Source organism: Streptomyces sp. A1136 (assembly GCF_004795055.1).
Lineage (GTDB): Bacteria > Actinomycetota > Actinomycetes > Streptomycetales > Streptomycetaceae > Streptomyces.
This window is the reverse complement of record NZ_SSBJ01000013.1, coordinates 160,045-183,472: the sequence shown is the minus strand read 5'-3', so window position 1 is coordinate 183,472 and position 23,428 is coordinate 160,045. Positions and strand designations below refer to the sequence as shown.

The window sequence follows — 23,428 nt, the reverse complement described above, 5'->3', positions numbered from 1 at the left end:
GCAGCGCGGCGAGCTCGGCGGCCACGCCCCACGGGGTCTCGTCGCCCACCGCGATGTTCGGTCGCGGGGCGAGCGTGGCCACGTACGGGGTGCCCACGGCGCTCGCCCGGCCGGTGAGGACCAGGGCCCGGCGGGCCGCCGTCAGACCGATGTCGGGCGCGCCCCCCTCCGGCGCGCCCGACAGCGCGGCGGCCCGCCGGGCCCTGGTCCACTCGGCCAGGTCGCGGACCCGGGCGGCGGCGTCGGCGAGCCGCTCCTCGGGCAGCGCGCCCTCCCGTACGGCTGCGACCAGCGCGTCGCGCAGCCGCAGGACGGTGGCCTCGTCGGCGAGTCCGCCGCCCACACAGATCGCGTCGGCGCCGGCGGCGAGGGCGAGGACGGAGCCGCGCTCGATCCCGTACGTCCCGGCGATGGCGTTCATCTCCATGCCGTCGGTGACGATGAGGCCCTGGTAGCCCAGTTCCTTGCGCAGCAGGTCGGTCAGGACGCGCGGGCTGAGGGTGGCCGGGCGGGTGGGGTCGAGCGCGGGGACCACGATGTGCGCGCTCATGACGGCCTTGGTGCCTGCTGCCACGGCGGCCCGGAACGGCACCAGTTCACGCGCCGTCAGGGTGTCCAGGTCCGCGTCGATGCGCGGGAGCGCCAGGTGCGAGTCGACGTTGGTGTCGCCGTGGCCGGGGAAGTGCTTGGTGCAGGCCGCGACCCCGGCGGCCTGGAGGCCCTCGACGTAGGCGGCGGTGTGCCGGGCGGCGAGGTGGGTGTCGGCGCCGAAGGACCTTACGCCGATGACCGGGTTGTCGGGGTTGGAGTTGACGTCGGCGGAGGGTGCCCAGTTCAGGTTGACCCCGCAGGCGGCGAGGCGGCGGCCCAGCTCGCGGGCGACGTCCCGGGTCAGGCCGGTGTCGTCGACGGTGCCCAGGGCCAGGTTGCCCGGGAAGGAGGAGCCGTCGCGGACCTCAAGGCGGGTGACGTCACCGCCCTCCTCGTCGATGGCGACCAGGACGTCGTCGCGCTCGGCGCGCAGTTGCGCGGTGAGGCGCCCGAGTTGCCCGGGAGTGGCGATGTTGCGGCCGAAGAGGCCGACGGCGTGCAGGCCTTCACCGAGCCGGCGCAGCAGCCAGGCGGGGGCGGTGGTGCCCTCGAAGCCGGGCTGGAGTACCGCCAGGGCGTCGCGGGTGAGCGTGTCCGTCTGGTGCGCGAGGACAGTCATGGGCCGTTATCCCTTCACGGCGCCGGCCGTGAGGCCCGCGGCCATCTTGCGCTGGACGATGAGGAAGAGGATCACGATGGGGAGCGCCATCATGGTGGAGCCGGCCATCATCGGGGCGAACTCGGTGCCGTTCTTGGTCGTGAAGTTGCCGAGCCAGACGGTGGCCGTCTGGTTCTGCTGGCTCATCAGCATCAGGGCGTAGAGGTACTCGTTCCACGCCTGGATGAATCCGTAGACGGACGTGGCGACCATGCCCGGGGCGAGCAGGGGGAAGACGACGCGCAGGAAGGCGCCGGTGGGCGTGCAGCCGTCGACCATGGCCGCTTCTTCGAGCTCCTTGGGGATGTTGACGATGAATCCGCGCAACGTCCAGACGGTGAAGGGCAGGATGAAGGTCAGGTAGGTGATGATCAGGCCGCTGAGCTTGTCGTACTGGCCGAGGTCGTTCAGGAGCAGGAAGACCGGGATGATCATCGCGACGAGGGGGATCATCTGGACGGCCAGGATGCCGACGATCACGATCTTGCGGCCGCGGAAGGCGAACCGGGAGATGGCGAGGGCGGCCAGCATGCCGACGGCGATGCCGATCACGACCACGGTCAACGAGACGATCAGGCTGCGCCCGACCGGTCCCCAGAAGTCGGAGATCTGAAGCGCGCGCCGGAAGTTGTCCAGCGTGAAGGTGGTCGGGAAGAAGTGCGGATGCGGGTCGATCGCGTCCTTGGCCGGCTTGAGGGCCGTGTTCAGCATCCAGTAGACGGGGAACCCGGCGGTGACGAAGACCAGCAGGCCGAGGAGGTTCCAGCCGAGCCTGGGCTTCTTGCGCTGCTTGAGGCGGGGGGCGCCGGCGGTCACGGGGGTCGCGGGGGTCGAGGTCACTCCACCTCTCCGATCTTGAGCATCTGGCGCATGTAGACGGCGACCACCGCGAGCAGGAGCAGGACGGTCACGAGGGCGATCGCGGAGCCGCCCGAGTAGTCGTTGACCACGAAGGCCTGCTTGTACGAGTAGGTGGTCAGCAGTTGGAACTCGGCCTCGGGGTTGCCGCCCCGCATCACGAAGACCTGCGGGAAGACGCCCATGTCCCAGATGACCGACAGGGTCGTCAGCATGACGAGGATCGGCTTGAGGATGGGGAGGGTGACGTGGCGGAACACGCCCCAGGCGCCGGCGCCGTCGAGCCGCGCCGCCTCCTCCAGCTCCTTGGGCACCTGCGTCAGGCCCGCGCCGATGGTGATGACGACGAAGGGCACCGCGCCCCAGACCACCAGCAGCATGATCACCGCGAGGCCCTGGGGGCCGGTCGCGAACCAGTTGTGGCCGATCATGTCGACGCCGGGGAGCCGGCTCAGCAGGTAGTTGAGGACACCGTAGTCGGCGTCGAATATCCACTTGAAGATGGCGGTGGCGACGATGATGGGCATGCCCCAACTCGCGACGAGCGCGATGTTGACGAGCGCCTTGACCCAGCCGGAGACCTTCTGCAGGAGCAGGGCGACGAGCATGCCGATGACCATGGTCAGGATGACCGCACCGGCCGCGAACACGACGGTGCGCAGCACGACGGACCAGAACACGCCGTCGCCGAGGACCTTCGAGAAGTTGTCGAAGCCGACGAACTCCGCGTCCTTGAAGCCCCAGAGCTCGGACTTGCCGAAGCTCTGGAAGGAGAGGGACACCAGTCGCAACAGCGGGTAGCCCATGACGAGGACGATGATCAGCAGGCAGGGGGCCAGCAGCAGCCAGGGGGTCGCGCCGGGTCCCTTGCGGTCCCGCCCCCGCGGTGCGGAGGTGTTGCCCGTCCCGGGTCCGGTGGAAGTCTGGCGCCGTGTAGGCGGCAGGTCGGCGGTGGTTGTCTGTGCGGCACTCATCGCGTGCTCCTCGGAGGTCCCTCTCTTGACGGGCAGCGGGGCCCCGCCGATCCGGCGGGGCCCCTCACTTCAGGTCACTTGGTGTTGATGACCTTGTCGATCTCGGCGTCGGCCGCCTTGGCCGCGTCCTCGACCGACTTCTTGCCGGTGCCGATGTCCTGGAGCATGGTCTGGAGGACCTTGCCCTTCTCGACCTGACCCCAGCCGGGGGCGGTCGGGACGAACCAGGAGGACTCGGCCGCGGTGGCCGGGACCTCGGTCTTGGGGTCGGCCTTGAGCGGGCCGAGGTCCGTCTTGTTGTTGGGGAGGTTGCCCTTGGCGATCAGGCCCTTCTGGCCCTGGGAGCCGGTGAAGGCGTTGATCCACTCGGAGGCGATGTCCTTGGCCTTGGACTTCGAGGGGACCGCGAGGTCCGAACCGCCGAGGAAGACCGGGAGGGCCTTGCCGTTCGGGCCGGGCATCACGAAGTTCTCCAGCTTGTCCTTGAGCCCGCCCACCTTGTCGCTCTTGGGGTCGGCCGCGGTGGACCCTTCCCAGGCGGCGGCGAAGATGGCGGCGGAGTTGCCCTGGCCGAAGACGACCGGGCGGTCGGCCTCGTCCTTGGTCTTGTCCGCGTGCATGTACTTGTCGAGGAGGTCCTTGTACTGCTTGAGCCCCTTGATCGCCTCGGGGGAGGACAGGGAGCCCTTCCACGAGCCGCCGTCCTTCTTGGCGATGGCCCCGCCGTTGTCGTAGACGAAGGACATCGCGCCGTACCAGTCCGGCGAGGGCTGGTAGAGGGCGCTGAACTTGTCGCCCTTCGCGGCCTGGATCTTGTCCAGGGCGGAGGTCAGCTCGGCCCAGCTCTTCGGGGTGGCGGTGACGCCGACCTCGGCGGCCAGGTCCTTGCGCCAGGTGCCGACGCGGCCACCGGCGTAGTAGGGGACGCCGTAGGTCTTGCCGTCGTAGGTGACGGACTGCTTCAGGGCGTCCAGCCAGGCGGCGGAGTTGTCGAACTTCGAGGGGTCGACCTCGGAGAAGGCCCCGGTCGACATGTAGCCGATCATCTCGGAGTTGCCCATCTCGACCACGTCGGGGGCCTTGTCCGTGGCGAGGACGGCGTCGAGCTTGGCGTTCTTGTCCGGCCAGCCGTAGTACTCGTGCTTGACGGTGAGGCCGGGGTGCTTGGCGACTATCGCGTCGTCGGCCGCCTTGACCAGCTCCAGCCAGTTGTTCTGGGCGTCGACCGTCAGCCAGACGGTCAGCTCCTTGGCGCCTGACGCCTTGTCGGCCGTGTCGCCGCCCTTGCTGTCCGAGCCACCGCAGGCCGCCAGGCCGATCACCATGCCCGCGACTCCAACCGCCGCGATGAGCTTGCGCTTCACGCCACCCTCCTCAGGGATGCCTTCATGCACGTCCCTTGCCCGCCGCGGTGACATACGCGAAGTACGGAGCGTGGGGCCGGGATCCGATCCATATTGGTGTAGACCAGTAACCGGAGCTTGGCCTAGACCTTTAGGGGTGTCAAGGGTCTAATGAGCGGGTGATCGGTCCGTTATCGGACCGACACCTGGGGGAGGGGAGGGGCCTGTCCCCCCGCCCGTGTCACGATGTGACCGCACATATCGGAGGAGCCGGTGACGGCAGCGAAACTGGAGTCGGGAAGGCGGGCGGCGATGGCCACCGAAGGGGCGACCACGGAGCCGGAAGGCGGGGCGGCCACTCGCACGGCGCGGGTTCCCAAGTACTACCGACTCAAGCGGCACTTGCTCGACATGACCGAGACGATGCCCCCCGGCACCCCGGTGCCGCCGGAGCGCACGCTCGCGGCCGAATTCGACACCTCGCGGACCACCGTCCGCCAGGCCCTGCAAGAACTCGTGGTCGAGGGCCGGCTCGAACGCATCCAGGGCAAGGGCACCTTCGTCGCCAAGCCCAAGGTCTCCCAGCCGCTCCAACTCTCCTCGTACACGGAGGACATGCGCGCCCAGGGCCTGGAACCGACCTCCCAGCTCCTGGACATCGGCTACGTGACGGCCGACGACACCCTCGCCGGGCTCCTCAAGATCTCCACCGGCGGGCGCGTCCTGCGCATCGAACGGCTGCGCCTGGCCAGCGGCGAGCCGATGGCCATCGAGACCACCCACCTCTCGGCCAAGCGCTTCCCCGCGCTGCGCCGTTCGCTGGCCAAGTACACCTCCCTCTACACCGCCCTCGCCGAGGTGTACGACGTGCGCCTTGCCGAGGCCGAGGAGACGATCGAGACCTCGCTCGCCACCCCGCGCGAGGCCGGACTGCTCGGTACCGACGTCGGCCTGCCGATGCTGATGCTCTCCCGGCACTCGCTGGACGCCGATGGCGAACCGGTCGAATGGGTACGTTCGGTGTATCGCGGCGACCGTTACAAGTTCGTTGCCCGCCTGCGCAGACCCGCTCCCTGATACCTCATTGACTCTTGATCCGCCCGCGGTGGACGCTCGTACCGCTATACGGACGGGGGCTTTCGTCCACCGGTCGGGCCCCCGTAGATTCCCTGCGCTCAGCAGTGATCAACGAGGGGACGAGGATCATGCCGGAACCGGAAGCAACAGGCACGACACGGGACACGGCGGGAGCCTCGTCAGGGGGGTTCTCGCCGAAGTCGATCGCCGTGTGGGTGCTCGTGGCCCTCGTCGGGGCCATCGGCTGGGGCGTGCTGGCCCTCTCCCGCGGCGAGGAGATCTCGGCCGCGTGGCTGCTCGCCGCCGCGCTCGGCTCGTACGCCATCGGCTACCGCTTCTACGCGCGCTTCATCGCGGACCGCGTCCTGCGCGTGGACAAGACCCGGGCCACCCCAGCCGAACGCCTCGACAACGGTGTCGACTTCCACCCCACCGACCGCCGGGTGCTCTTCGGTCACCACTTCGCCGCCGTCGCCGGCGCGGGCCCGCTGGTCGGCCCGGTGCTCGCCTCGCAGATGGGCTACCTGCCGGGCACCATCTGGATCGTCGCGGGCGTCATCTTCGCGGGCGCCGTCCAGGACATGGTGACGCTGTTCTTCTCCACCCGCCGCAACGGCCGATCGCTCGGTCAGATGGCGCGTGACGAGATCGGCCCGATCGGCGGGGCCGCCGCGCTGGTCGCCGTGTTCGTCATCATGATCATCCTGCTGGCCGTGCTCGCCCTGGTCATCGTCAACGCGCTGGCAGACTCCCCCTGGGGCGTCTTCTCCATCGGCATGACCATCCCGATCGCCCTGTTCATGGGCTTCTACCTGCGCGTCCTGCGGCCGGGACGGATCACCGAGGTCTCGCTGATCGGTGTCGCCCTGCTGCTGCTCGCCATCGTCGCGGGCGGCTGGGTCGCCGACTCCTCGTTCGCCGACGTCTTCACCCTCGACAAGCAGACGCTGGTCATCTGGATGGTCGCCTACGGCTTCGTGGCCTCCGTACTGCCCGTGTGGATGCTGCTCGCCCCGCGCGACTACCTCTCCACCTTCATGAAGGTCGGCACCATCGCGCTGCTGGCGGTCGGCGTGGTCATCGCGATGCCCATGCTGAAGATGCCCTCCGTCACCGACTTCGCCTCGCGGGGGGACGGCCCGGTCTTCGCCGGCTCGATGTTCCCGTTCGTCTTCATCACCATCGCGTGCGGCGCACTGTCCGGCTTCCACGCGCTGGTCTCCTCGGGCACCACCCCGAAGATGATCCAGAAGGAGACCCAGGTCCGGGTCATCGGCTACGGCGCGATGCTCACCGAGTCCTTCGTCGCGGTCATGGCCGTGATCGCGGCCTGCATCATCGAGCCCGGCCTGTTCTTCGCCGTGAACTCCCCCGCCGGGGTCATCGGCACCACCGTCGAGACCGCCTCGCAGGCCGTGACCCACTTCGGGTTCGCCATCTCCCCCGAGGCGCTGGCCCAGGCCGCGAAGGACGTCGAGGAAACCACCCTGCTGTCCCGTACCGGCGGCGCCCCGACCTTCGCACTCGGAATGTCGGAGATCTTCTCCTCCGTCATCGGCGGGGCCGGGATGAAGGCCTTCTGGTACCACTTCGCCATCATGTTCGAGGCCCTGTTCATCCTGACCACCGTCGACGCGGGCACCCGCGTCGGCCGCTTCATGCTCCAGGACACGCTCGGAAACGTGCACAAGTCCTTCAAGGACGTCAGCTGGAAGCCGGGTGTGTGGCTCGCGAGCGCGGTTGTCGTCGGCGGCTGGGGCTACTTCCTGTGGGTGGGCGTCGAGGACCCGCTGGGCGGCATCAACCAGCTGTTCCCGCTGTTCGGCATCGCGAACCAGCTCCTCGCGGCGGTCGCCCTGGCGGTCTGCACCACGCTGTTGGTCAAGTCCGGCCGGCTCAAGTGGGCCTGGGTGACCGGGGTGCCGCTGGCATGGGACGTGGCCGTGACCCTGACCGCCAGTTACGAGAAGGTCTTCTCCGACAACCCGAAGATCGGCTTCTTCGCCCAGCGCGACCTGTACCAGGACGGCATCGACGCCGGAAAGGTCATCAAGCCGGCGAAGGACCTCGCCCAGATGCACACCGTGGTCACCAACGCCACGGTGGACGGCGTGCTGTCGGTGCTGTTCGCGCTCCTGATCGTCATCGTGCTGGTGGACGCCGCCCGCGTCTGCGTCAAGGCGGTCCGCGCGCCGCAGGACGTCGCCCTCACCGAAGTCCCCTGGACCGAGTCGAGGATCGTCGCCCCGGCGGGGCTGATCGCGACGCCCGAGGAGCGGGCGGAGCTGGCCGCGGCCGGCCTCGACTCGGGCGGCGGCAAGGCCAAGGAGCCGGTGGCGTGAGCGGCGTCCGGGAAGTGCTGGCCAAAGCCAGGCACTACGTACGGGAGTTCTCCGGCGAGGCCGCGTACGACCGCTACGTGGCCCACGCCCGCTCCCACGACCCGGACGCCGAGGTCCTCACCCGACGCGCCTTCGAGCGCGCCCGCACGGACGCCCGCGAGGCGGATCCGCGCGAGGGCTTCCGCTGCTGCTGAACGGGCCACGGGCCGCCGCGTATCCCCCGGAAACGCGGCGGCCTTTTCCGTGCCCCCGGGGCACACTCGACGCCATGGACACCACGATCAGACGGGCGCTGCCGGCGGAGTACGAGACGCTCGGGGACATCACCGCCCGGGCCTATCTGGGGGACGGGCTGCTCACGTACGGCGAGGACGACCCGTACCTCGCCAGACTCCGGGACGTGGCCGGGCGCGCCGCGGCCGCCGAGGTGCTCGTCGCCGTGCTCGGCGACGGGCGCGTGGTGGGCGGTGTGACCTTCGCCGCGCCGGGCAGCCCCCTGTGCGACATCGCCCGCGCGGACGAGGCCGAGTTCCGGATGCTGGCGGTCGCCCGCGAGGGCCGCGGCCGGGGCGCCGGCGAGGCGTTGGTGCGGGCCTGCGTCGAGCGTTCCCGGGCCCTCGCAGGCGTGCGGCGACTCGTCCTGTCGACCACGCCGGACATGCTCGGCGCCCACCGGATCTACGAGCGCCTGGGCTTCGTCCGGTCGCCGGAACGGGACTGGGCGCCCGTCCCCGACCTCACTTTGCTCACGTACGGTCTCGCGCTGTAGTCGGCACGCGACACAACATCTAGGGGGTCCCCCAGGAGGGTGCCCCCACATGTATGCTCATGCTCGCTGTCGCCGCAGGGGAATCCGGTGCGAATCCGGAACTGTCCCGCAACGGTATGAACTGCGCCCATTGGTGCACGAGCAAGTCCGAGGACCTGCCGACAGCGCGCCCGGCTCGACCGAACCGGGTACAGCCACGTCCGGGCCTCGCGGTTGGGCCGGTGGACGCCGCGCGGCGCAAGCGTGCCCAGATGTGGGGACGTTCCCGCGCGCGCCCGCTCGCGCCCCGCACCGACGGTGTCCCGGAGCCGAGTGAGGGAGAGCTCCCCCGTGACCATCGCGCCCGCCGCACCGCGCGCCGAGTCCGACCCGTCCGACAGTGCGACCAACGGCGGGGGCCATGGGGCCGCGCTGCTGCGCACCCTCACCGAGCTGACGGCCGACCTCCCCGACACCGACCCCGGCCGGGTCGCCGCCGCCGCCCTGCGCGGCCGCAGCGCCGCCGCGGACGAGGCCGAACTGCGCTCGCTGGCCACCGAGGCCGCGGCCGGACTGATCTCCGAGGACCCGGCCTACTCCCGCCTCGCCGCACGCCTGTTGACGCTGGCGGTGCGCGACGAGGCCGCGGGCCAGGGCGCGACCTCCTTCGCCGCGTCCGTCGCGGTCGGCCACCGCGAGGGCCTGATCGCCGACCGCACGGCCGACTTCGTGGCCGCCCACGCGAACCGGCTCGACGCGCTGGTCGAGCACGCCCTCGCCGAGGGCGCCGACGACCGCTTCGGCTTCTTCGGTCTGCGCACCCTGCACAGCCGCTACCTGCTGCGCCACCCCATCACCCGTCAGGTGATCGAGACGCCGCAGTACTTCATGCTGCGCGTGGCCTGCGGTCTCGCGGCGGACGACAGCGTGCCGGCCGTCGAGGAAGTGGCCTCGCTGTACCGGCTGATGAGCCGCCTGGACTACCTGCCGTCCTCCCCCACCCTGTTCAACTCGGGCACCCGGCACCCGCAGATGTCGTCCTGCTACCTGCTGGACTCCCCGCTGGACGAGCTCGACTCGATCTACGACCGCTACCACCAGGTCGCCCGCCTCTCCAAGCACGCCGGCGGCATCGGCCTGTCGTACTCCCGCATCCGTGCCCGCGGTTCGCTGATCCGCGGCACCAACGGCCACTCCAACGGCATCGTGCCGTTCCTGAAGACCCTCGACGCCTCCGTCGCCGCCGTGAACCAGGGCGGCCGCCGCAAGGGCGCCGCCGCCGTCTACCTGGAGACCTGGCACGCGGACATCGAGGAGTTCCTGGAGCTGCGCGACAACACCGGTGAGGACCAGCGCCGTACGCACAACCTGAACCTGGCCCACTGGGTGCCGGACGAGTTCATGCGCCGTGTGAACGCCGACGCCGACTGGTCGCTCTTCTCCCCCGCCGACGTCCCCGAGCTGGTCGACCTGTGGGGCGACGAGTTCGACGCCGCCTACCGCAAGGCGGAGCAGACCGGCCTGGCCCGCAAGACCATGCCCGCCCGCGACCTCTACGGCCGGATGATGCGCACCCTCGCGCAGACCGGCCAGGGCTGGATGACCTTCAAGGACGCCTCCAACCGGACGGCGAACCAGACCGCCGAGCCGGGCACGGTCGTCCACTCCTCGAACCTGTGCACCGAGATCATCGAGGTCACCAACGACGGTGAGACCGCGGTCTGCAACCTGGGCTCGGTCAACCTGGGCGCGTTCGTCCTGGCAGGGGCCACCGCGCCGCAGGACGCGATCGACTGGGAGCGGCTGGACGAGACCGTCCGCACCGCCGTCACCTTCCTCGACCGCGTCGTGGACATCAACTTCTACCCGACCGAGCAGGCGGGCCGCTCCAACGCCCGCTGGCGCCCGGTGGGTCTGGGCGCGATGGGCCTCCAGGACGTCTTCTTCCAGCTGAAGCTGCCCTTCGACTCCCCCGAGGCGAAGGCCCTGTCCACGAAGCTCTCCGAGCGGATCATGCTGGCCGCGTACGAGGCCTCCTGCGACCTCGCCGAGCGCAGCGGCCCGCTCCCCGCCTGGGAGCAGACCCGCACCGCCCGCGGCGTCCTGCACCCCGACCACTACGACGTCGAACTGCACTGGCCCGAGCGCTGGGACGCGCTGCGCGCCCGCGTCGCCGAGACCGGCATGCGCAACTCGCTGCTGCTCGCCATCGCCCCGACGGCGACGATCGCCTCGATCGCCGGCGTGTACGAGTGCATCGAGCCGCAGGTCTCGAACCTCTTCAAGCGCGAGACGCTGAGCGGTGAGTTCCTCCAGGTCAACGCGTACCTGGTGGACGAGCTGAAGAAGCTCGGCGTGTGGGACGCGCAGACCCGCGAGGCGCTGCGCGAGTCCAGCGGCTCCGTGCAGGGCTTCGGCTGGATCCCGGCCGAGGTGCGGGAGCTGTACCGCACGGCGTGGGAGATCCCGCAGCGCGGCCTGATCGACATGGCTGCGGCCCGTACGCCGTTCCTGGACCAGTCGCAGTCGTTGAACCTGTTCCTGGAGACGCCGACCATCGGGAAGCTGTCCTCGATGTACGCGTACGCCTGGAAGCAGGGCCTCAAGACCACGTACTACCTGCGCTCCCGCCCGGCGACGAAGATCGCCCGCGCGGCGCAGGCGGCCGCCGCCCCCGCCGCCACGCTCCCGCAGGCCGTCGACGCCGACGCGCTGGCCTGCTCCCTTGAGAACCCCGAGTCCTGCGAGGCCTGCCAGTAATGAGCTCCACCGACACCGATGTCGCAACGCGTAAGAACCTGCTCGACCCGGGCTTCGAGCTGACGCTGCGCCCGATGCGCTACCCGGACTTCTACGAGCGCTACCGCGACGCGATCAAGAACACCTGGACGGTCGAGGAGGTAGACCTCCACTCGGACGTCGCCGACCTCGCGAAGCTGACGCCGGGCGAGCAGCACATGATCGGCCGGCTGGTCGCGTTCTTCGCGACGGGCGACTCGATCGTCTCCAACAACCTCGTGCTGACCCTGTACAAGCACATCAACTCCCCGGAGGCGCGCCTGTACCTGTCGCGCCAGCTCTTCGAGGAGGCCGTGCACGTCCAGTTCTACCTGACGCTGCTCGACACCTACCTGCCCGATCCGGACGACCGCGCGGCGGCCTTCGACGCGGTCGAGGAGATCCCGTCGATCCGCGAGAAGGCGCAGTTCTGCTTCAAGTGGATGGATTCGGTCGAGAAGATCGACCGGCTGGAGACGCAGGCCGACCGCCGCCGCTTCCTGCTGAACCTGATCTGCTTCGCCGCCTGCATCGAGGGCCTGTTCTTCTACGGCGCGTTCGCGTACGTCTACTGGTTCCGCTCGCGAGGTCTGCTGCACGGTCTGGCGACGGGCACCAACTGGGTGTTCCGGGACGAGACGATGCACATGAACTTCGCCTTCGAGGTCGTGGACACGGTCCGCAAGGAGGAGCCGGAGCTGTTCGACGACGCGCTCCGGCAGCAGGTCACCGACATGCTCAAGGAGGCCGTGGAGGCGGAACTGCAGTTCGGCCGCGACCTGTGCGGCGACGGCCTGCCGGGCATGAACACCGAGTCGATGCGCGAGTACCTGGAGTGCGTCGCGGACCAGCGTCTGGTCCGTCTCGGCTTCCCGGCCGCGTACGGCTCGCAGAACCCCTTCTCCTTCATGGAGCTCCAGGGCGTCCAGGAGCTGACGAACTTCTTCGAGCGCCGCCCGTCGGCCTACCAGGTCGCCGTCGAGGGCACGGTCGACCTCGACGAGGACTTCTGAGTCCCCTGCCCCGGCGGCTTGACAGCGTCCCCGCCCATGGGGAGAACGACGACCCGGGTGACCGGGGTCCAGGGCGGGGCGCTTCGCCGTGTCCGGGCTCGGCGGCATGACCGGCTCCGGTTGGGCCGGGCGGGCCCGGCTGCGGCCCGGGGGCCTGCTGTACGGAGGCTCCGTCGGGTCCGCGACCGCGCACGCGCACCACTCCGTGCAGGTCATCGCCGCGCTGGACGGGGACGGGCTGCTGATGGCCGGGCCGGACGGACAGCCCTTCCGGTGCCGGGCGTACGTGGTCCCGGCCGGGGTGCGTCATCGCGTCCTGGGCGGCACCGCGCGGGGGGTGGTGCTGCACTACGACCCGCTCTCCTCGGCCGGCCGGGGGCTCGCGGCCCTGGCAGGGGACGCGGGAGGCCTCGTACCGGCCGCAGCGGACCTGCCCGCCGATCCCTTCGAGGCGGCGTGCGCGCTGGACTCGCTGCTCCCCGGCGGCCCGGCGGCGGAGGCCGCCGCGCATCCGGGGCTGGCTCGGGTGCTGGCGTGGCTGCCCGGGCGGGACGGCGTACGGCTGTCCCAGGCGGCCGAGGTGGCCTGCCTCTCGGAGAGCCGCCTCGCCCACCTGTTCCGGGCGGAGCTGGGGCTGCCGTTCCGCCCGTACGTCCTGTGGCTGCGACTGATGCGGGCCGCCGAACTCGCCTCGCGGGGGCACACCCTGACGGACGCGGCGCACGGCGCGGGCTTTGCCGACGGGGCGCACCTCAGCCGGGTGTGGCGGCGGATGTTCGGAATCCCGCCGTCGGACTTCGGCCGCACCATCCGGTGGATGTAGCAGGTTCGTTCAAGCGCCGACGGGCCCTGTGGCCGCACCGTTGACGCATGACGAACTTGCTGAGGACCTGCGTCACCGCGTGTACGCCGAAGGCCATGCCGGCCGCCGTGCGCGCGGCCTTCGAGACCGAGCTGCGCCGCGCCCGCGACGCCGCGCCCGACACGGACACCATGTGGGACGCCCTGGAGCGGGCGCACATCCTCTCCCAGGCATGGGCCTGGCCCCACACCCGCGCCCACTGGCACATGTTCCGGCTCGCGGTGCGCTGCCGGGACCGCGCGGAGACGGTGGGGCAGGTGGTGCGCATCCTCGTCGCGGGCGCGGGGTCGGTGACCGGGCGCGTGCCCTACGGCAACACGGGGCGTACGGCGGCGGGACTGCTCACGCCGATGCCCCTCCCCGAGGACCTGCGGGTGCTGCTGGGCCGCGCCGGGGCGCGGCCCGCGGACGCTCAGGCGTTGGGGACGATCTCGTAGCGGGGGGTGCCCTCTTCCATCTGGCGGAGGGCGTCCTTGCGGTCCCGCTTCGAGAGCCGGTCGATGTACAGGTACCCGTACAGGTGGTCCGTCTCGTGCTGGAGGCAGCGGGCGAAGTAGCCGGTGCCCCGCACCTTGATCGGGTTGCCGCGGGCGTCCTGGCCCGTGACCTCGGCGTAGTCCGGGCGGGCCAGCGCGGCGTACGCGGTCGGCACCGACAGACAGCCCTCGTTGGAGTCGTCCAGCACGCGGGCCTCGGCCGGCAGCTCCACCAGCTTCGGGTTGACGACGACACCGGTGTGGCGCCGGCCCTCGTCGTCCGGGCAGTCGTAGACGAAGACCTTGGCGTCCACGCCGATCTGGTTCGCGGCCAGGCCCACGCCTTCGGCGGTCTTCTGGCTGGCGAACATGTCGTCGATCAACTGCGCCAGTTCGTCGCCGAACTCCGTGACGTCCTTGCACTCCCGGTGCAGGACCGGGTTGCCGACCACCGTGATCGGGCGAGAGGTGCCGCGCTCACGGTGGGCGAGCTCGCGTGCCTCACAGTCCTCGGTGTCCACGACGTAGCCTTCGTCGTCGACCGGGACAACCTGGTTCTCCTGCTGGGCCATGTCCGCCGTACGCCTTCCGTAAGTCTGCGAGTCACCGATGTGACCGGTACAGCCTAAGGCCCCGGCTCAGCAGACTTCTTCGAGATCGCGCCACTCACGGCTGTCCGGGCTGTCCGCGACCCACCCGTCCAGGAGCCCGCGCACCAGACCGGCCGGCGCCGCGATCCCGCATTCCCGCTCGGGCACCCACAGGGAACCCGAGCCGGCCGTGCGGTGACCGAGCGGGCCGGGATGGCCGGGCTCGCTGTGGTCGTGCGGGTCCAGGTGCTCGCCGTCGCCCTCGTCACTGGGCATCGCGCTCTCCGAACAGGTCCGGCACAGCAGGCGCACCGACGACGACCAGTCCTCGGCCGCGAAGCCCGCGTCCGAGGCCAGCCGCTCCAAGGCGTCGCGGTCGTCCTCGGTGGCCGCTTCCAGCAGGACCACCCAGGTCGGCACGGGCGAGGGCGCCCACAGCTCGATCTCGTCGAAGACCGGGTACGAAGGCCCGGCCGCGGTGATCCGCTCGCCGTGCGGGACGCCGTCGTGCAGGACGACCTCGCCCCAACGCCGCCCCGAGGACGGCAGCGGGATCGAGAGGACCTCCATCCGGGCCGGATCGAGCCTGCGGCCCCACACGACCTCGGCCTCGCCCTCGGGCGAGAGCCGTACGGCGGCGCTGCCGAGCTCCATTCCGACGGGCTCGGCCGCCGCAGCGGTGCCGTGCGGGTCACCGGGGACCTTGAGCCCGTAGGCCTGCCAGGCCCGGCGGGCCAACGGCCAGTCCTGGAGCGCGGTCGCGGCGATCCCCACGTTCCACCAGTCCGGGGCGCCGGTCTCGCGGTCCAGCAGGGCCACGGCGCGCAGGCCCGCGGCCCGCGCCTGTTCCCAGTCGTGGCGGAACTTGTGCAGCAGGGCCAGGTTGAACCAGGACTCGGACAGCCAGGGTTCCAGGTCCGCCGCTCTGGTCAGGAGCGCGCCCGCGTCCTCGTACCGCCCGTCGCCGATCAGCGTGAACGCGCGGTCGGTGGCCTGCCGCCACGAGGCGGAGGGCCGATGCCGTACCTTCCCGAAGATCCTCACGTTTCCCGCCTGCCTGGGGGCACCGCCCAGCGGTAGCTGGGGGACTACGGTGCAGCCTCGCGGACACCCACACGGACACTCTTACTCGCATCCAACCATGCCCACTCGGACGGCCGCTCATTACCCATGGGTTACCCAGGTGGGAGCGGGCCGACTCCGGTCCGCCCGTCCCCGGCCAGAACCCTCGCCAGGCACTCGACGACCTCCGGCTGGAAGTCGCGTCCCGTCCCGAGCCGCAGCCGTTCCAGGGCGGCCAGTGAGCCGCCCGGGTGACCCTCCCCGCCGCACAGGTCGTCGTACGCGTTCACGGCGCGCACGATCCGCGCGGCCACGGGCTGCTCCCGGTAGGGGTCCGCCTGGCGCTCCACCACGACGGCGACCTCCGGGGGCACCCCGGTCTGCCGGGCCACCTCCCCGCCGAGCACCGCGATCCGGCGGGCCTCGGCGGCGGGCAGCCGGGCCGTCGCCCCGGCCGGGACGGGGTCGACGAGCGAGAGCTGGCCGATGTCGTGCATCAGCGCGGCGTACTCCAGCACGGTGAGCTCGCGTTCCGAGAGCCCCAGCTCCCGACCGACGGCGCAGCTCAGGGACGCCACCCGACGGGAGTGTCCCGGGCGGGTGCAGCCGGCGATCTCGGTGGCCCGGGCGAGGGAGGTGATGGTCTGCCGGTAGGTGGTGCGGACGGCGGTGATCCGGTGGAAGGACATCTGCGTCAGCAGCAGCGGCACGCTGAACACGGGCAGCGCCCACAGCCCGGCGACGGCCGTCCCCAGCGCCATCACCAGGCCGGTGGCGCAGATCGCCGACCCGATCCCGGCCGGCGCGCGCAGCTCGTCGCGGAGCAGGGAACAGTAGGGCCGGCCGGTGCGGGCCCCCGCCAGCGCGGCGGCGAGCACGGCGTCGCACAAGGCGGTGAGACCGAGCAGCAGCACCAGGAACAGCACCAGGTAGGGGCCCTGTCCCACCCGGCCCTCCAGCCGGCCGGAGTTGTACAGCGGCTGGAAGCAGACGGCGGCGAAGGCGACGGTCAGCACCCGTCGGGCCACGTGGTCGAACGCGGGCCCGTGGCCCCGGGCGATGTGCGGGACGATCCCGACGAGGGCCGCGGCGACGACGACCGCGACGACCTGGAGCACCCCGTGGTGCGTGGGCTGCCCGGCGGCCCGGCCGAGCAGCGCGTAGGCGAGGGCGCCGGCGGAGCCCAGGGGCGCGGGCCTGCGGTCCTCGGCCGGGACGGCGCCGGCGGCGTCGCGGTGGTCGCTGCGGGCGAGCTCGCCGATGCCGATGAGGACTCCGAACGCGAGGGCGGTGCCGCCCTCCACCACCCCGTTCCACAGGGTGTGGCCGAGCGCCGCGAGGGTGAGCAGCGCGGCCGCCGCCCGTACGGCACGGGCGGCGCCGGCCCTCACGCCCCGCCTCCGGCGCCCCGGCCCGGCGGGGCGGGGGCGGAGGAGGAGGCCGAGGAGGGGGCGGAGGAGGGCGCCGGGGCGGTCGCGCCGCCGCGTGGGACCACCACCCGGACGTCGTCGTCCGAGGTCACCACCGGGTGCCAGCCGTGCCGCCCGATGGCGTCGACCAGGGCCCGCACCATGGCCGGGTCGAACTGCGCCCCCGCGCAGCGTTCCAGCTCGGCCAGGGCGACGGGGACCGGCCGGGCCCGGCTGTAGGAGCGGGTCGAGGTCATCGCGTCGAAGGAGTCGGCCACCGCCACCACCCTCGCCAGCACCGGGATCTGTTCCCCGGCCAGCCCGTACGGGTACCCGGTGCCGTCGACCCGCTCGTGGTGGTGCAGGATCGCGGACCGGGCCTCGCCGAGGAAGCCGATGCCGCGCACCATCTCGTGCCCGTACTCGGGATGCAGTTCGACGACCCGCCGCTCCTCGGGGGTCAGCGGCCCGTCCTTGCGCAGCAGCCGGGTGGGGACGCCGAGCTTGCCCACGTCGTGCAGGATTCCCGCGATCCGGACGACTTCCATCCGGTCGTCGGCCATGCCCAGCTCGCGGGCGATCATCGCCGAGGCCTGCCCGACGCGTTCGCTGTGCCCGCGGGTGTAGCGGTCCTTGATGTCGACGGCCTGCACCAGCGCCCGGATCGTGGCCTGGTGCGCGGCGCGCTCGCGGGTGTACTGGGCGAAGACCCAGCAGGAGATGTACATCGGCAGCAGGACCAGCAGCGCGGCCGGCAACCCGAAGGGGCTGCGCCACATCACGGCCATCATCAGCCCGGCCAGACCGTGGACGCAGTACGGGGCGAGGCCGGCGGTCCCCCCGGACGAGGTGGCCGGCAGTCCGCGCCGGCCGGTGATCGCGGGGCGGCGTTCGGCGGCGGCCAGGACGGCCGCGTCGAGGGCGGTGAGCATCAGGCAGAAGACGACGGCGGCGGCCCCGGCGGGCACCACGGCGTACGGGAAGTCCGCCACCCGGGCATCGGTGGCGCCGGGTCCCGCGCCACCGAGCGTGGCGGGGCCGCCCAGCAGGCCGTAGACCTGCGCGGCCACCCGGGCGGCGGTCGCCTGCTGGGCCGCGTGCCAGATCCGGCGCACCCACACGGGCCGTTGCACCACGGGGGCGGCGAGCGCGGCGGGCACCGCCACGAGCGCGGCGGCCGCCGGCGGCAGGAGGTACACGGCGGCGAGCACCACGGGGAAGAAGGCTCCCATGCCCTCGGGCATACGGCTCCCGAGCAACCGGCAGCTCCTGAGGAGTTCGCACCCGAGGCACAGGACGCCGAGCAAGGCCACGGCCGGCCACGGCGTCGCGGAATCCGTGAGGGCCGGGGCGACACACCCACAGGCGGCGAGCACGGCGCACAGGATCAAGGCGCGCGCTCCCGGCGGAAGTACCCGCATCGCACCCTCCTCCCTGCACCGGGCCGGGCCGGCACCGAATCCGACCGGTACCGGAAGGGGAGAATAGGTGGGGCCCGCGGCGTGGCGGGCGGCATTCGCGCATCGGGGCATACGGACGCCCCCGGATTAGCACCTTCGAGTGAACGAAGGGGTTCTCCGGGGGCGGTCGTCTCAGGCGCGGCCGGGGCGACTCAGCCGGGGGCGGGGCCCGCGGTGACGTCGTGATCTGGGACGGCCTGTCCTGAACGGATCAGCTCGATCCGTCCCATGACCTTCGAGCGCAGGTCGCTGGGCACGTCGTCCGACCCGCAGCAGCGCTTGACCAGCTTCTTCACGGCCTGCTCCAGGCCGTACTTCTCCAGACAGGGATTGCACTCGCCGAAGTGGGTCTCGAACTTGGTGCAGTCGCTGTCGGGCATCTCGTGGTCCAGGAACTCGTAAAGGTGGTCCAGGACCTCGGCGCACTCCGTCTCGTGCGGCTCTCCGCAGCTCATGAGCCCGAGCCTTTCAGGTCGTTCGACTCTCCCGCTCCGGCGGGGACCAGCCCGCGCTCGCGGGCGTAGTCCTCCAGCATTCCGCGGAGTTGACGGCGGCCACGGTGCAGTCGGGACATGACCGTACCGATGGGTGTACCCATGATGTCCGCGATCTCCTTGTACGCAAAGCCCTCTACGTCGGCGAGATAGACCGCGATGCGGAACTCCTCCGGAATGGCCTGGAGCGCCTCCTTCACGTCCGAATCGGGCAGGTGGTCGAGCGCCTGCGATTCGGCGGACCGCAGTCCGGTGGACATGTGCGACTCGGCACGCGCCAACTGCCAGTCCTCGATCTCCTCCGCCGCGCTGCGCTGGGGTTCGCGCTGCTTCTTGCGGTAGGAGTTGATGAAGGTGTTGGTCAGGATGCGGTACAGCCACGCCTTGAGGTTGGTGCCCTCGCGGAACTGGTGGAAGGACGCGTACGCCTTCGCGTACGTCTCCTGGACCAGGTCCTCGGCGTCGGCCGGGTTGCGCGTCATGCGCAGCGCGGCGGAGTACATCTGGTCGAGGTAGCCGAGGGCGTCCCGCTCGAAGCGCGCGTTGCGCTCCGGGGTCGTCTCCTCCGCGTGGCCTTCGTCGGTCCCAGCGACAGGACCCACCTCCTCCGACAGCGTGGCGGCTCCGAAAGCGGATCCGCTCGAATCGGAGAATAGTCGACCTTCCCGGGCCTCCGCCGCCCGAAGCGTCCCGCGCTTGGGTGCGGGCAGCACCGTCCAGTCCAGGTCAGCGGCCTGCCGACGGTTCTGGCTGATGACCTGGGTCATGCGCTCCCTCTCCTCCGACGAACGTTCCCGTGCGTACCGACACCCGGTTAACGACGTGCCCGGGCGCCGCATTCCCGGGCGGGACAAGGGTTCACCCGCCCGGCGGGCCGCCGCGGGCGGCCTGTCGGCGAGGAGTGAGCCGGATCACCCGGGAATCCGTCAGATCGCTATCGGAGCGGGAGCCGGTCGAGCCACTCGGCCACGGCGCCGGTGATCGCGGCGAGGGTCTCGGCCTGGGTCACGTCCGCCCGCTTCGGCACCGCGAAGCCGTGGTCGCCGTGCGGGACGGCGACCAGTTCGTACGGGGTCCGCGGGCCCGGCCGGGCGCCGGGGGCCGGGTCGAGGCCCGGGTCGAGGCCGGAGCCGGAGCCGGCCGGCGGGAACTCGTCCGGGTGCCCGAAGGGGTCCCGGCCGCCTTGGACCACCAGGGTGGGCCGTCCGGCGCCCAGCAGTTCCTCGGCCCGGGACTTCTCGGGCCGGCCCGGCGGGTGCAGCGGGAACGCCAGGGCCAGCACCCCCGCCGCGCCCAGCCCGGCGGCGGTCCGGCACGCCACCCGGGCCCCGGCGCTGCGGCCGCCGGCGACGACGGGCGGGCCCGCCGCGAGCAGGGCGGGCCACAGGGCGCGCCACCCCTCGTCCAGCACCTTGGGCGCGGCGGCGACCTTCTTCCCGGCGACCCGCCAGGGTTGTTCCACCAGCGCGACGGTGATCCCCCGGCCGGGCAGGGCGGCGGCCAGTGCCTGGAGGTCGCGGGCCTCGATCCCGCCCCCCGCCCCGTGGCCGACGGCGAGTACGAGCCGGGCCGCGTCGGCGGGGTGCCAGGTGACGCGGGCCTCGCCGGCCGGGGTGTCGACGCTTTCGGTACGCGTGGTCATGGGCCGATCATGCCGCGCGGCGAGGGCCTCAGAAGAGCGTGGCCTCTTCCGGCGCGGCGAGTTCGGTCAGCAGCTCCGGCCCGTTGTTGCGCACGTTGCTCACGGCGGTGGAGACCGGGTAGGCCCGCATCAGCCCGCCGGGCGGCGGTTCCAGCAGCGCCCGGAGCTCGTCCGCGTCCGTGCGGGCCGGGTCCAGCCAGGGGTCCCACTTGTCGGGGGTCAACATCAGCGGCATCCGGGGGTGGATGTCGGCCAGCGAGCGGGGGCCTTCCTCGGGCGCCACGGCCAGCGGTCCGTTCTCGGCCTCCGTGGTGATCACCGAGCAGGTCGCCCACCAGGCGTTCGGGTGCTCGTCGGGCAGGGTCCGGTCGCGCCAGAACTCGTATATGCCGGCCATGGCGAAGGCGGTTCCGTCGGCGGGGAGCACGAAGTACGGCTGCTTGCGCGCCCGCTTCTTCTTCCCCTCGACCTCAAGCTGCCGCTCGTCGTGGGCGGTGACCCACTCGAAGTAGCCGTCGGCGGGGACGATGCAGCGGCGCTGCGCGAAGGGGCGGCGGAAGGACGGCTTCTCGGCGACCGTCTCGGCCCTCGCGTTGATCATCCGGGCGGCGCCCTCGGGGCCGTTCGCCCAGGAGGGGACGAGCCCCCACCTCAGCACGCGCAGCTGTCGAACCGGACGGCGGCTCGGCGCGTCCTTCACAGGACGGTCGAGGACGACGTGGACCTCCTTCGTCGGCGCCACGTTGAAATCGGGGGCCAGGGTCTCCTCGGGCTCCCACCGCTCGACGCCGAAGATCCGCGCCAGCTCCTCGGGCGCCCGGCTCGCTGCATACCTTCCGCACATGGCTGACACACTGCCATGGCCCTCTCCCCCTACCGCAAGGAGTCCGCCACTCCATGGACAGCACGATGACGGCCGGTCTGTGGGACCGGCTGAGCGGCATACAGGCCGAGCCCGCCTGGTGGTTGGTGGCCGCGACGGGGCTCGCGGCGCTGGCGGCCGTGGCGCCCCGGCCGGTGTGGCGACTGTCCCGGAACGCGATCACCATCGCCCACGAGGGCGGCCACGGGTTGCTGGCGCTGCTGACCGGGCGCCGGCTCGACGGCATCCGGCTGCACTCCGACACCAGCGGCGTCACCGTCAGTCGCGGCAAGCCCAGTGGGCTCGGGATGGTGCTGACCGCAGCCGCCGGGTACACGGCGCCCTCGCTGCTCGGGCTCGGTGGGGCCGCCCTGCTCTCGGCGCACCGGATCACGCTGCTGCTGTGGGCCGCGACCGCCCTGCTGCTCGCGATGCTGGTGATGATCCGCAACGCGTACGGTCTGCTCACGGTGGTGCTGACCGGCGGGGTCTTCGTGCTGGTGTCCTGGCTGACCCCGGCCGAGGTGCAGGCGGTGTTCGCGTACGGGGTGGTGTGGTTCCTGCTGTTGGGCGGGGTCCGGCCGGTGTTCGAGCTCCAGGTCAAGCGCCGCCACGGCGGCGCCCCGGACTCCGACGCCGACCAACTGGGGCGCCTCACCCACGTCCATCCGGTGGTCTGGCTGTTGTTCTTCCACGCCGTCGCGCTGTGCGCGCTCATCGGCGGGGCGCGCTGGCTTCTCGGCCTCTGAGACTGCCCCGGTGACGTGCCCGCGGCGGGCCCCCGAACGGCCCCCGGCCACGCTCTGGGCCTGGGCGAAGCCACTAAAGTGGAGGCCATGACCGAGACCCCCGCGCCCCACGCCCTCTGGCCCGCCCCGCTCGCGGACGGCCCCGTCCACGCCACCGTCACCGTGCCGGGCTCCAAGTCGGTCACCAACCGGGCCCTCGTACTCGCCGCGCTGGCCTCCGAGCCGGGCTGGGTGCGCCGCCCGCTGCGCTCGCGCGACTCCCAGCTGATGTCGGACGCCCTGCGGGCGATGGGAGTCGGCATCGAGGAGACCGTCTCCTCCAGCTCCGCCGGCGGGGGCGCGGGCGGGGAGGCCTGGCGGGTCATCCCGGCGGCCCTGCACGGCCCGGCCACCGTCGACGTCGGCAACGCGGGCACGGTCATGCGCTTCCTGCCGCCCGTCGCCACCCTCGCCTCGGGCGACATCCGTTTCGACGGCGACCCGCGCTCCTACGAGCGCCCGCTGGGCGAGGTCATCGACGCCCTGCGCGTCCTCGGCGCCCGGATCGACGACGACGGCCGGGGCGCGCTGCCCCTGACCGTGCAGGGCGGCGGGGCGCTGGAGGGCGGGACCGTCGAGATCGACGCCTCGAACTCCTCGCAGTTCGTCTCGGCGCTGCTGCTCTCCGCGCCGCGCTTCAACCAGGGCGTGGAGGTCCGCCACATCGGCGACACCCTGCCCTCCATGCCGCACATCCGGATGACGGTGGAGATGCTGCGCGCGGCGGGCGCCCAGGTCGACACCCCCGAGGCGGGCGGCGAGAAGAACGTGTGGCGGGTCACCCCGGGCGCGCTCCTCGGCCGTGACCTGGTCGTCGAGCCGGATCTCTCCAACGCCCAGCCCTTCATGGCGGCGGCGCTGATCACCGGTGGCACGGTGACCGTCCCCGACTGGCCGCGCCGCACCACGCAGCCCGGCGACGCGCTGCGCCGGATCTTCACCGAGATGGGCGGCTCCTGCGAGCTGACCGACGCGGGCCTGGTCTTCACCGGCGGCGGCAAGATCCACGGTATCGACGTGGACTTGGGCGAGGTCGGCGAGTTGACCCCGGGCATCGCGGCGGTCGCGGCGCTGGCGGACTCCGAGTCCGTCCTGCGAGGCGTACGCCACCTGCGGCTGCACGAGACCGACCGACTGGCGGCGCTCACGGCGGAGATCAACGCCCTCGGCGGCGATGTCACCGAGACCGAGGACGGCCTGCGCATCCGCCCGCGCCCGCTGCACGGAGGCGTGTTCCACACGTACGACGACCACCGGATGGCGACGGCCGGCGCGGTGATCGGCCTGGCGGTGGAGGGCGTACTGATCGAGAACGTGGCGACGACCGCGAAGACCCTGCCGGACTTCCCGGCGATGTGGGCCGGCATGCTCGGCCAAGCGCCGCGGGGCGCGGGAGCGTAG

22 protein-coding genes and 1 riboswitch are annotated in these 23,428 nt (G+C 71.8%); of the genes, 10 read left to right on the top strand and 12 right to left on the bottom strand.

Annotated features, from left to right (window positions below; genetic code table 11):
- From E6R62_RS15480 to E6R62_RS15465, 4 genes are all read right to left on the bottom strand, one after another.
- On the bottom strand, positions 1-1,210 hold a 1,210-nt coding region (locus E6R62_RS15480; RefSeq protein WP_136213987.1), incomplete at its 3' end, for a glycoside hydrolase family 3 protein.
- Positions 1,211-1,216: 6 nt separating this feature from the next.
- Positions 1,217-2,065, bottom strand: coding sequence for a carbohydrate ABC transporter permease (locus E6R62_RS15475; protein WP_136214008.1), 849 nt, complete (start codon positions 2,063-2,065; stop codon positions 1,217-1,219).
- Between the two features lie 20 nt (positions 2,066-2,085).
- On the bottom strand, positions 2,086-3,081 hold the full coding sequence (locus E6R62_RS15470) for a carbohydrate ABC transporter permease (RefSeq protein ID WP_136213986.1): 996 nt from the start codon (positions 3,079-3,081) through the stop codon (positions 2,086-2,088).
- A 74-nt stretch (positions 3,082-3,155) separates the two neighbouring features.
- Complete coding sequence (locus tag E6R62_RS15465) at positions 3,156-4,445, bottom strand: extracellular solute-binding protein (protein WP_136213985.1); 1,290 nt, start codon at positions 4,443-4,445, stop codon at positions 3,156-3,158.
- Positions 4,446-4,736: 291 nt separating this feature from the next.
- On the opposite strand from E6R62_RS15465, the gene E6R62_RS15460 reads away from it, so the two are divergent.
- From E6R62_RS15460 to E6R62_RS15425, 8 genes are all read left to right on the top strand, one after another.
- Positions 4,737-5,501: a GntR family transcriptional regulator gene (locus E6R62_RS15460; protein WP_136214007.1), complete on the top strand. Its 765-nt coding sequence runs from the start codon at positions 4,737-4,739 to the stop codon at positions 5,499-5,501.
- A gap of 128 nt (positions 5,502-5,629) precedes the next feature.
- A complete protein-coding gene (locus E6R62_RS15455) occupies positions 5,630-7,843 on the top strand; it encodes a carbon starvation CstA family protein (protein ID WP_206308727.1) in 2,214 nt (737 codons plus the stop codon).
- Complete coding sequence (locus E6R62_RS15450) at positions 7,840-8,037, top strand: YbdD/YjiX family protein (RefSeq protein ID WP_136213984.1); 198 nt, start codon at positions 7,840-7,842, stop codon at positions 8,035-8,037. Before E6R62_RS15455 ends, E6R62_RS15450 begins: the two co-directional genes overlap by 4 nt.
- Positions 8,038-8,111: 74 nt before the next feature.
- A complete protein-coding gene (locus E6R62_RS15445) occupies positions 8,112-8,612 on the top strand; it encodes a GNAT family N-acetyltransferase (RefSeq protein WP_136213983.1) in 501 nt (166 codons plus the stop codon).
- A gap of 20 nt (positions 8,613-8,632) precedes the next feature.
- Positions 8,633-8,790: riboswitch (cobalamin riboswitch) on the top strand.
- A 152-nt stretch (positions 8,791-8,942) separates the two neighbouring features.
- Complete coding sequence (locus E6R62_RS15440; RefSeq protein WP_136213982.1) at positions 8,943-11,351, top strand: ribonucleoside-diphosphate reductase subunit alpha; 2,409 nt, start codon at positions 8,943-8,945, stop codon at positions 11,349-11,351.
- Entirely contained in the window at positions 11,351-12,382 is a 1,032-nt protein-coding gene (locus tag E6R62_RS15435) for a ribonucleotide-diphosphate reductase subunit beta (protein ID WP_136213981.1), read from the top strand. The genes E6R62_RS15440 and E6R62_RS15435 overlap by 1 nt, the downstream gene beginning before the upstream one ends.
- Before the next feature lie 106 nt (positions 12,383-12,488).
- Positions 12,489-13,205 carry an AraC family transcriptional regulator gene (locus E6R62_RS15430; RefSeq protein ID WP_136213980.1) on the top strand — a complete coding sequence of 239 codons (717 nt, stop codon included), beginning with the start codon at positions 12,489-12,491 and terminating at the stop codon, positions 13,203-13,205.
- A 47-nt stretch (positions 13,206-13,252) separates the two neighbouring features.
- Positions 13,253-13,681, top strand: a complete 429-nt coding sequence (locus E6R62_RS15425) for a DUF3703 domain-containing protein (protein WP_240801690.1) — start codon at positions 13,253-13,255, stop codon at positions 13,679-13,681.
- On the opposite strand, the gene def is transcribed toward E6R62_RS15425, so the two are convergent.
- From def to E6R62_RS15385, 8 genes are all read right to left on the bottom strand, one after another.
- On the bottom strand, positions 13,657-14,292 hold the full coding sequence (gene def, locus E6R62_RS15420) for a peptide deformylase (protein WP_136213979.1): 636 nt from the start codon (positions 14,290-14,292) through the stop codon (positions 13,657-13,659). The two genes, E6R62_RS15425 and def, sit on opposite strands and share 25 nt — an antisense overlap.
- Positions 14,293-14,358: 66 nt before the next feature.
- A complete protein-coding gene (locus E6R62_RS15415) occupies positions 14,359-15,354 on the bottom strand; it encodes a hypothetical protein (protein ID WP_136213978.1) in 996 nt (331 codons plus the stop codon).
- A gap of 131 nt (positions 15,355-15,485) precedes the next feature.
- The gene (locus tag E6R62_RS15410) at positions 15,486-16,763 is read right to left on the bottom strand and encodes an HD-GYP domain-containing protein (RefSeq protein ID WP_136213977.1); all 1,278 of its coding nucleotides are present in this window, start codon (positions 16,761-16,763) and stop codon (positions 15,486-15,488) included.
- Positions 16,760-18,202 (bottom strand): HD-GYP domain-containing protein, encoded by a 1,443-nt coding sequence (locus tag E6R62_RS15405; protein WP_136213976.1) that lies wholly within the window; start codon positions 18,200-18,202, stop codon positions 16,760-16,762. Before E6R62_RS15405 ends, E6R62_RS15410 begins: the two co-directional genes overlap by 4 nt.
- Positions 18,203-18,393: 191 nt before the next feature.
- The gene (gene rsrA, locus E6R62_RS15400; RefSeq protein ID WP_136213975.1) at positions 18,394-18,696 is read right to left on the bottom strand and encodes a mycothiol system anti-sigma-R factor; all 303 of its coding nucleotides are present in this window, start codon (positions 18,694-18,696) and stop codon (positions 18,394-18,396) included.
- A complete protein-coding gene (locus E6R62_RS15395) occupies positions 18,693-19,337 on the bottom strand; it encodes a sigma-70 family RNA polymerase sigma factor (protein ID WP_008741505.1) in 645 nt (214 codons plus the stop codon). The genes rsrA and E6R62_RS15395 overlap by 4 nt, the downstream gene beginning before the upstream one ends.
- 332 nt (positions 19,338-19,669) lie before the next feature.
- On the bottom strand, positions 19,670-20,377 hold the full coding sequence (locus E6R62_RS15390) for an alpha/beta family hydrolase (protein WP_136213973.1): 708 nt from the start codon (positions 20,375-20,377) through the stop codon (positions 19,670-19,672).
- 28 nt (positions 20,378-20,405) lie between these two features.
- Complete coding sequence (locus E6R62_RS15385) at positions 20,406-21,221, bottom strand: SOS response-associated peptidase (RefSeq protein WP_136213972.1); 816 nt, start codon at positions 21,219-21,221, stop codon at positions 20,406-20,408.
- 53 nt (positions 21,222-21,274) lie between these two features.
- On the opposite strand from E6R62_RS15385, the gene E6R62_RS15380 reads away from it, so the two are divergent.
- Both E6R62_RS15380 and aroA read left to right on the top strand, forming a co-directional pair.
- Complete coding sequence (locus E6R62_RS15380) at positions 21,275-21,988, top strand: M50 family metallopeptidase (RefSeq protein ID WP_136213971.1); 714 nt, start codon at positions 21,275-21,277, stop codon at positions 21,986-21,988.
- Between the two features lie 87 nt (positions 21,989-22,075).
- On the top strand, positions 22,076-23,428 hold the full coding sequence (gene aroA / locus E6R62_RS15375) for a 3-phosphoshikimate 1-carboxyvinyltransferase (protein WP_136213970.1): 1,353 nt from the start codon (positions 22,076-22,078) through the stop codon (positions 23,426-23,428).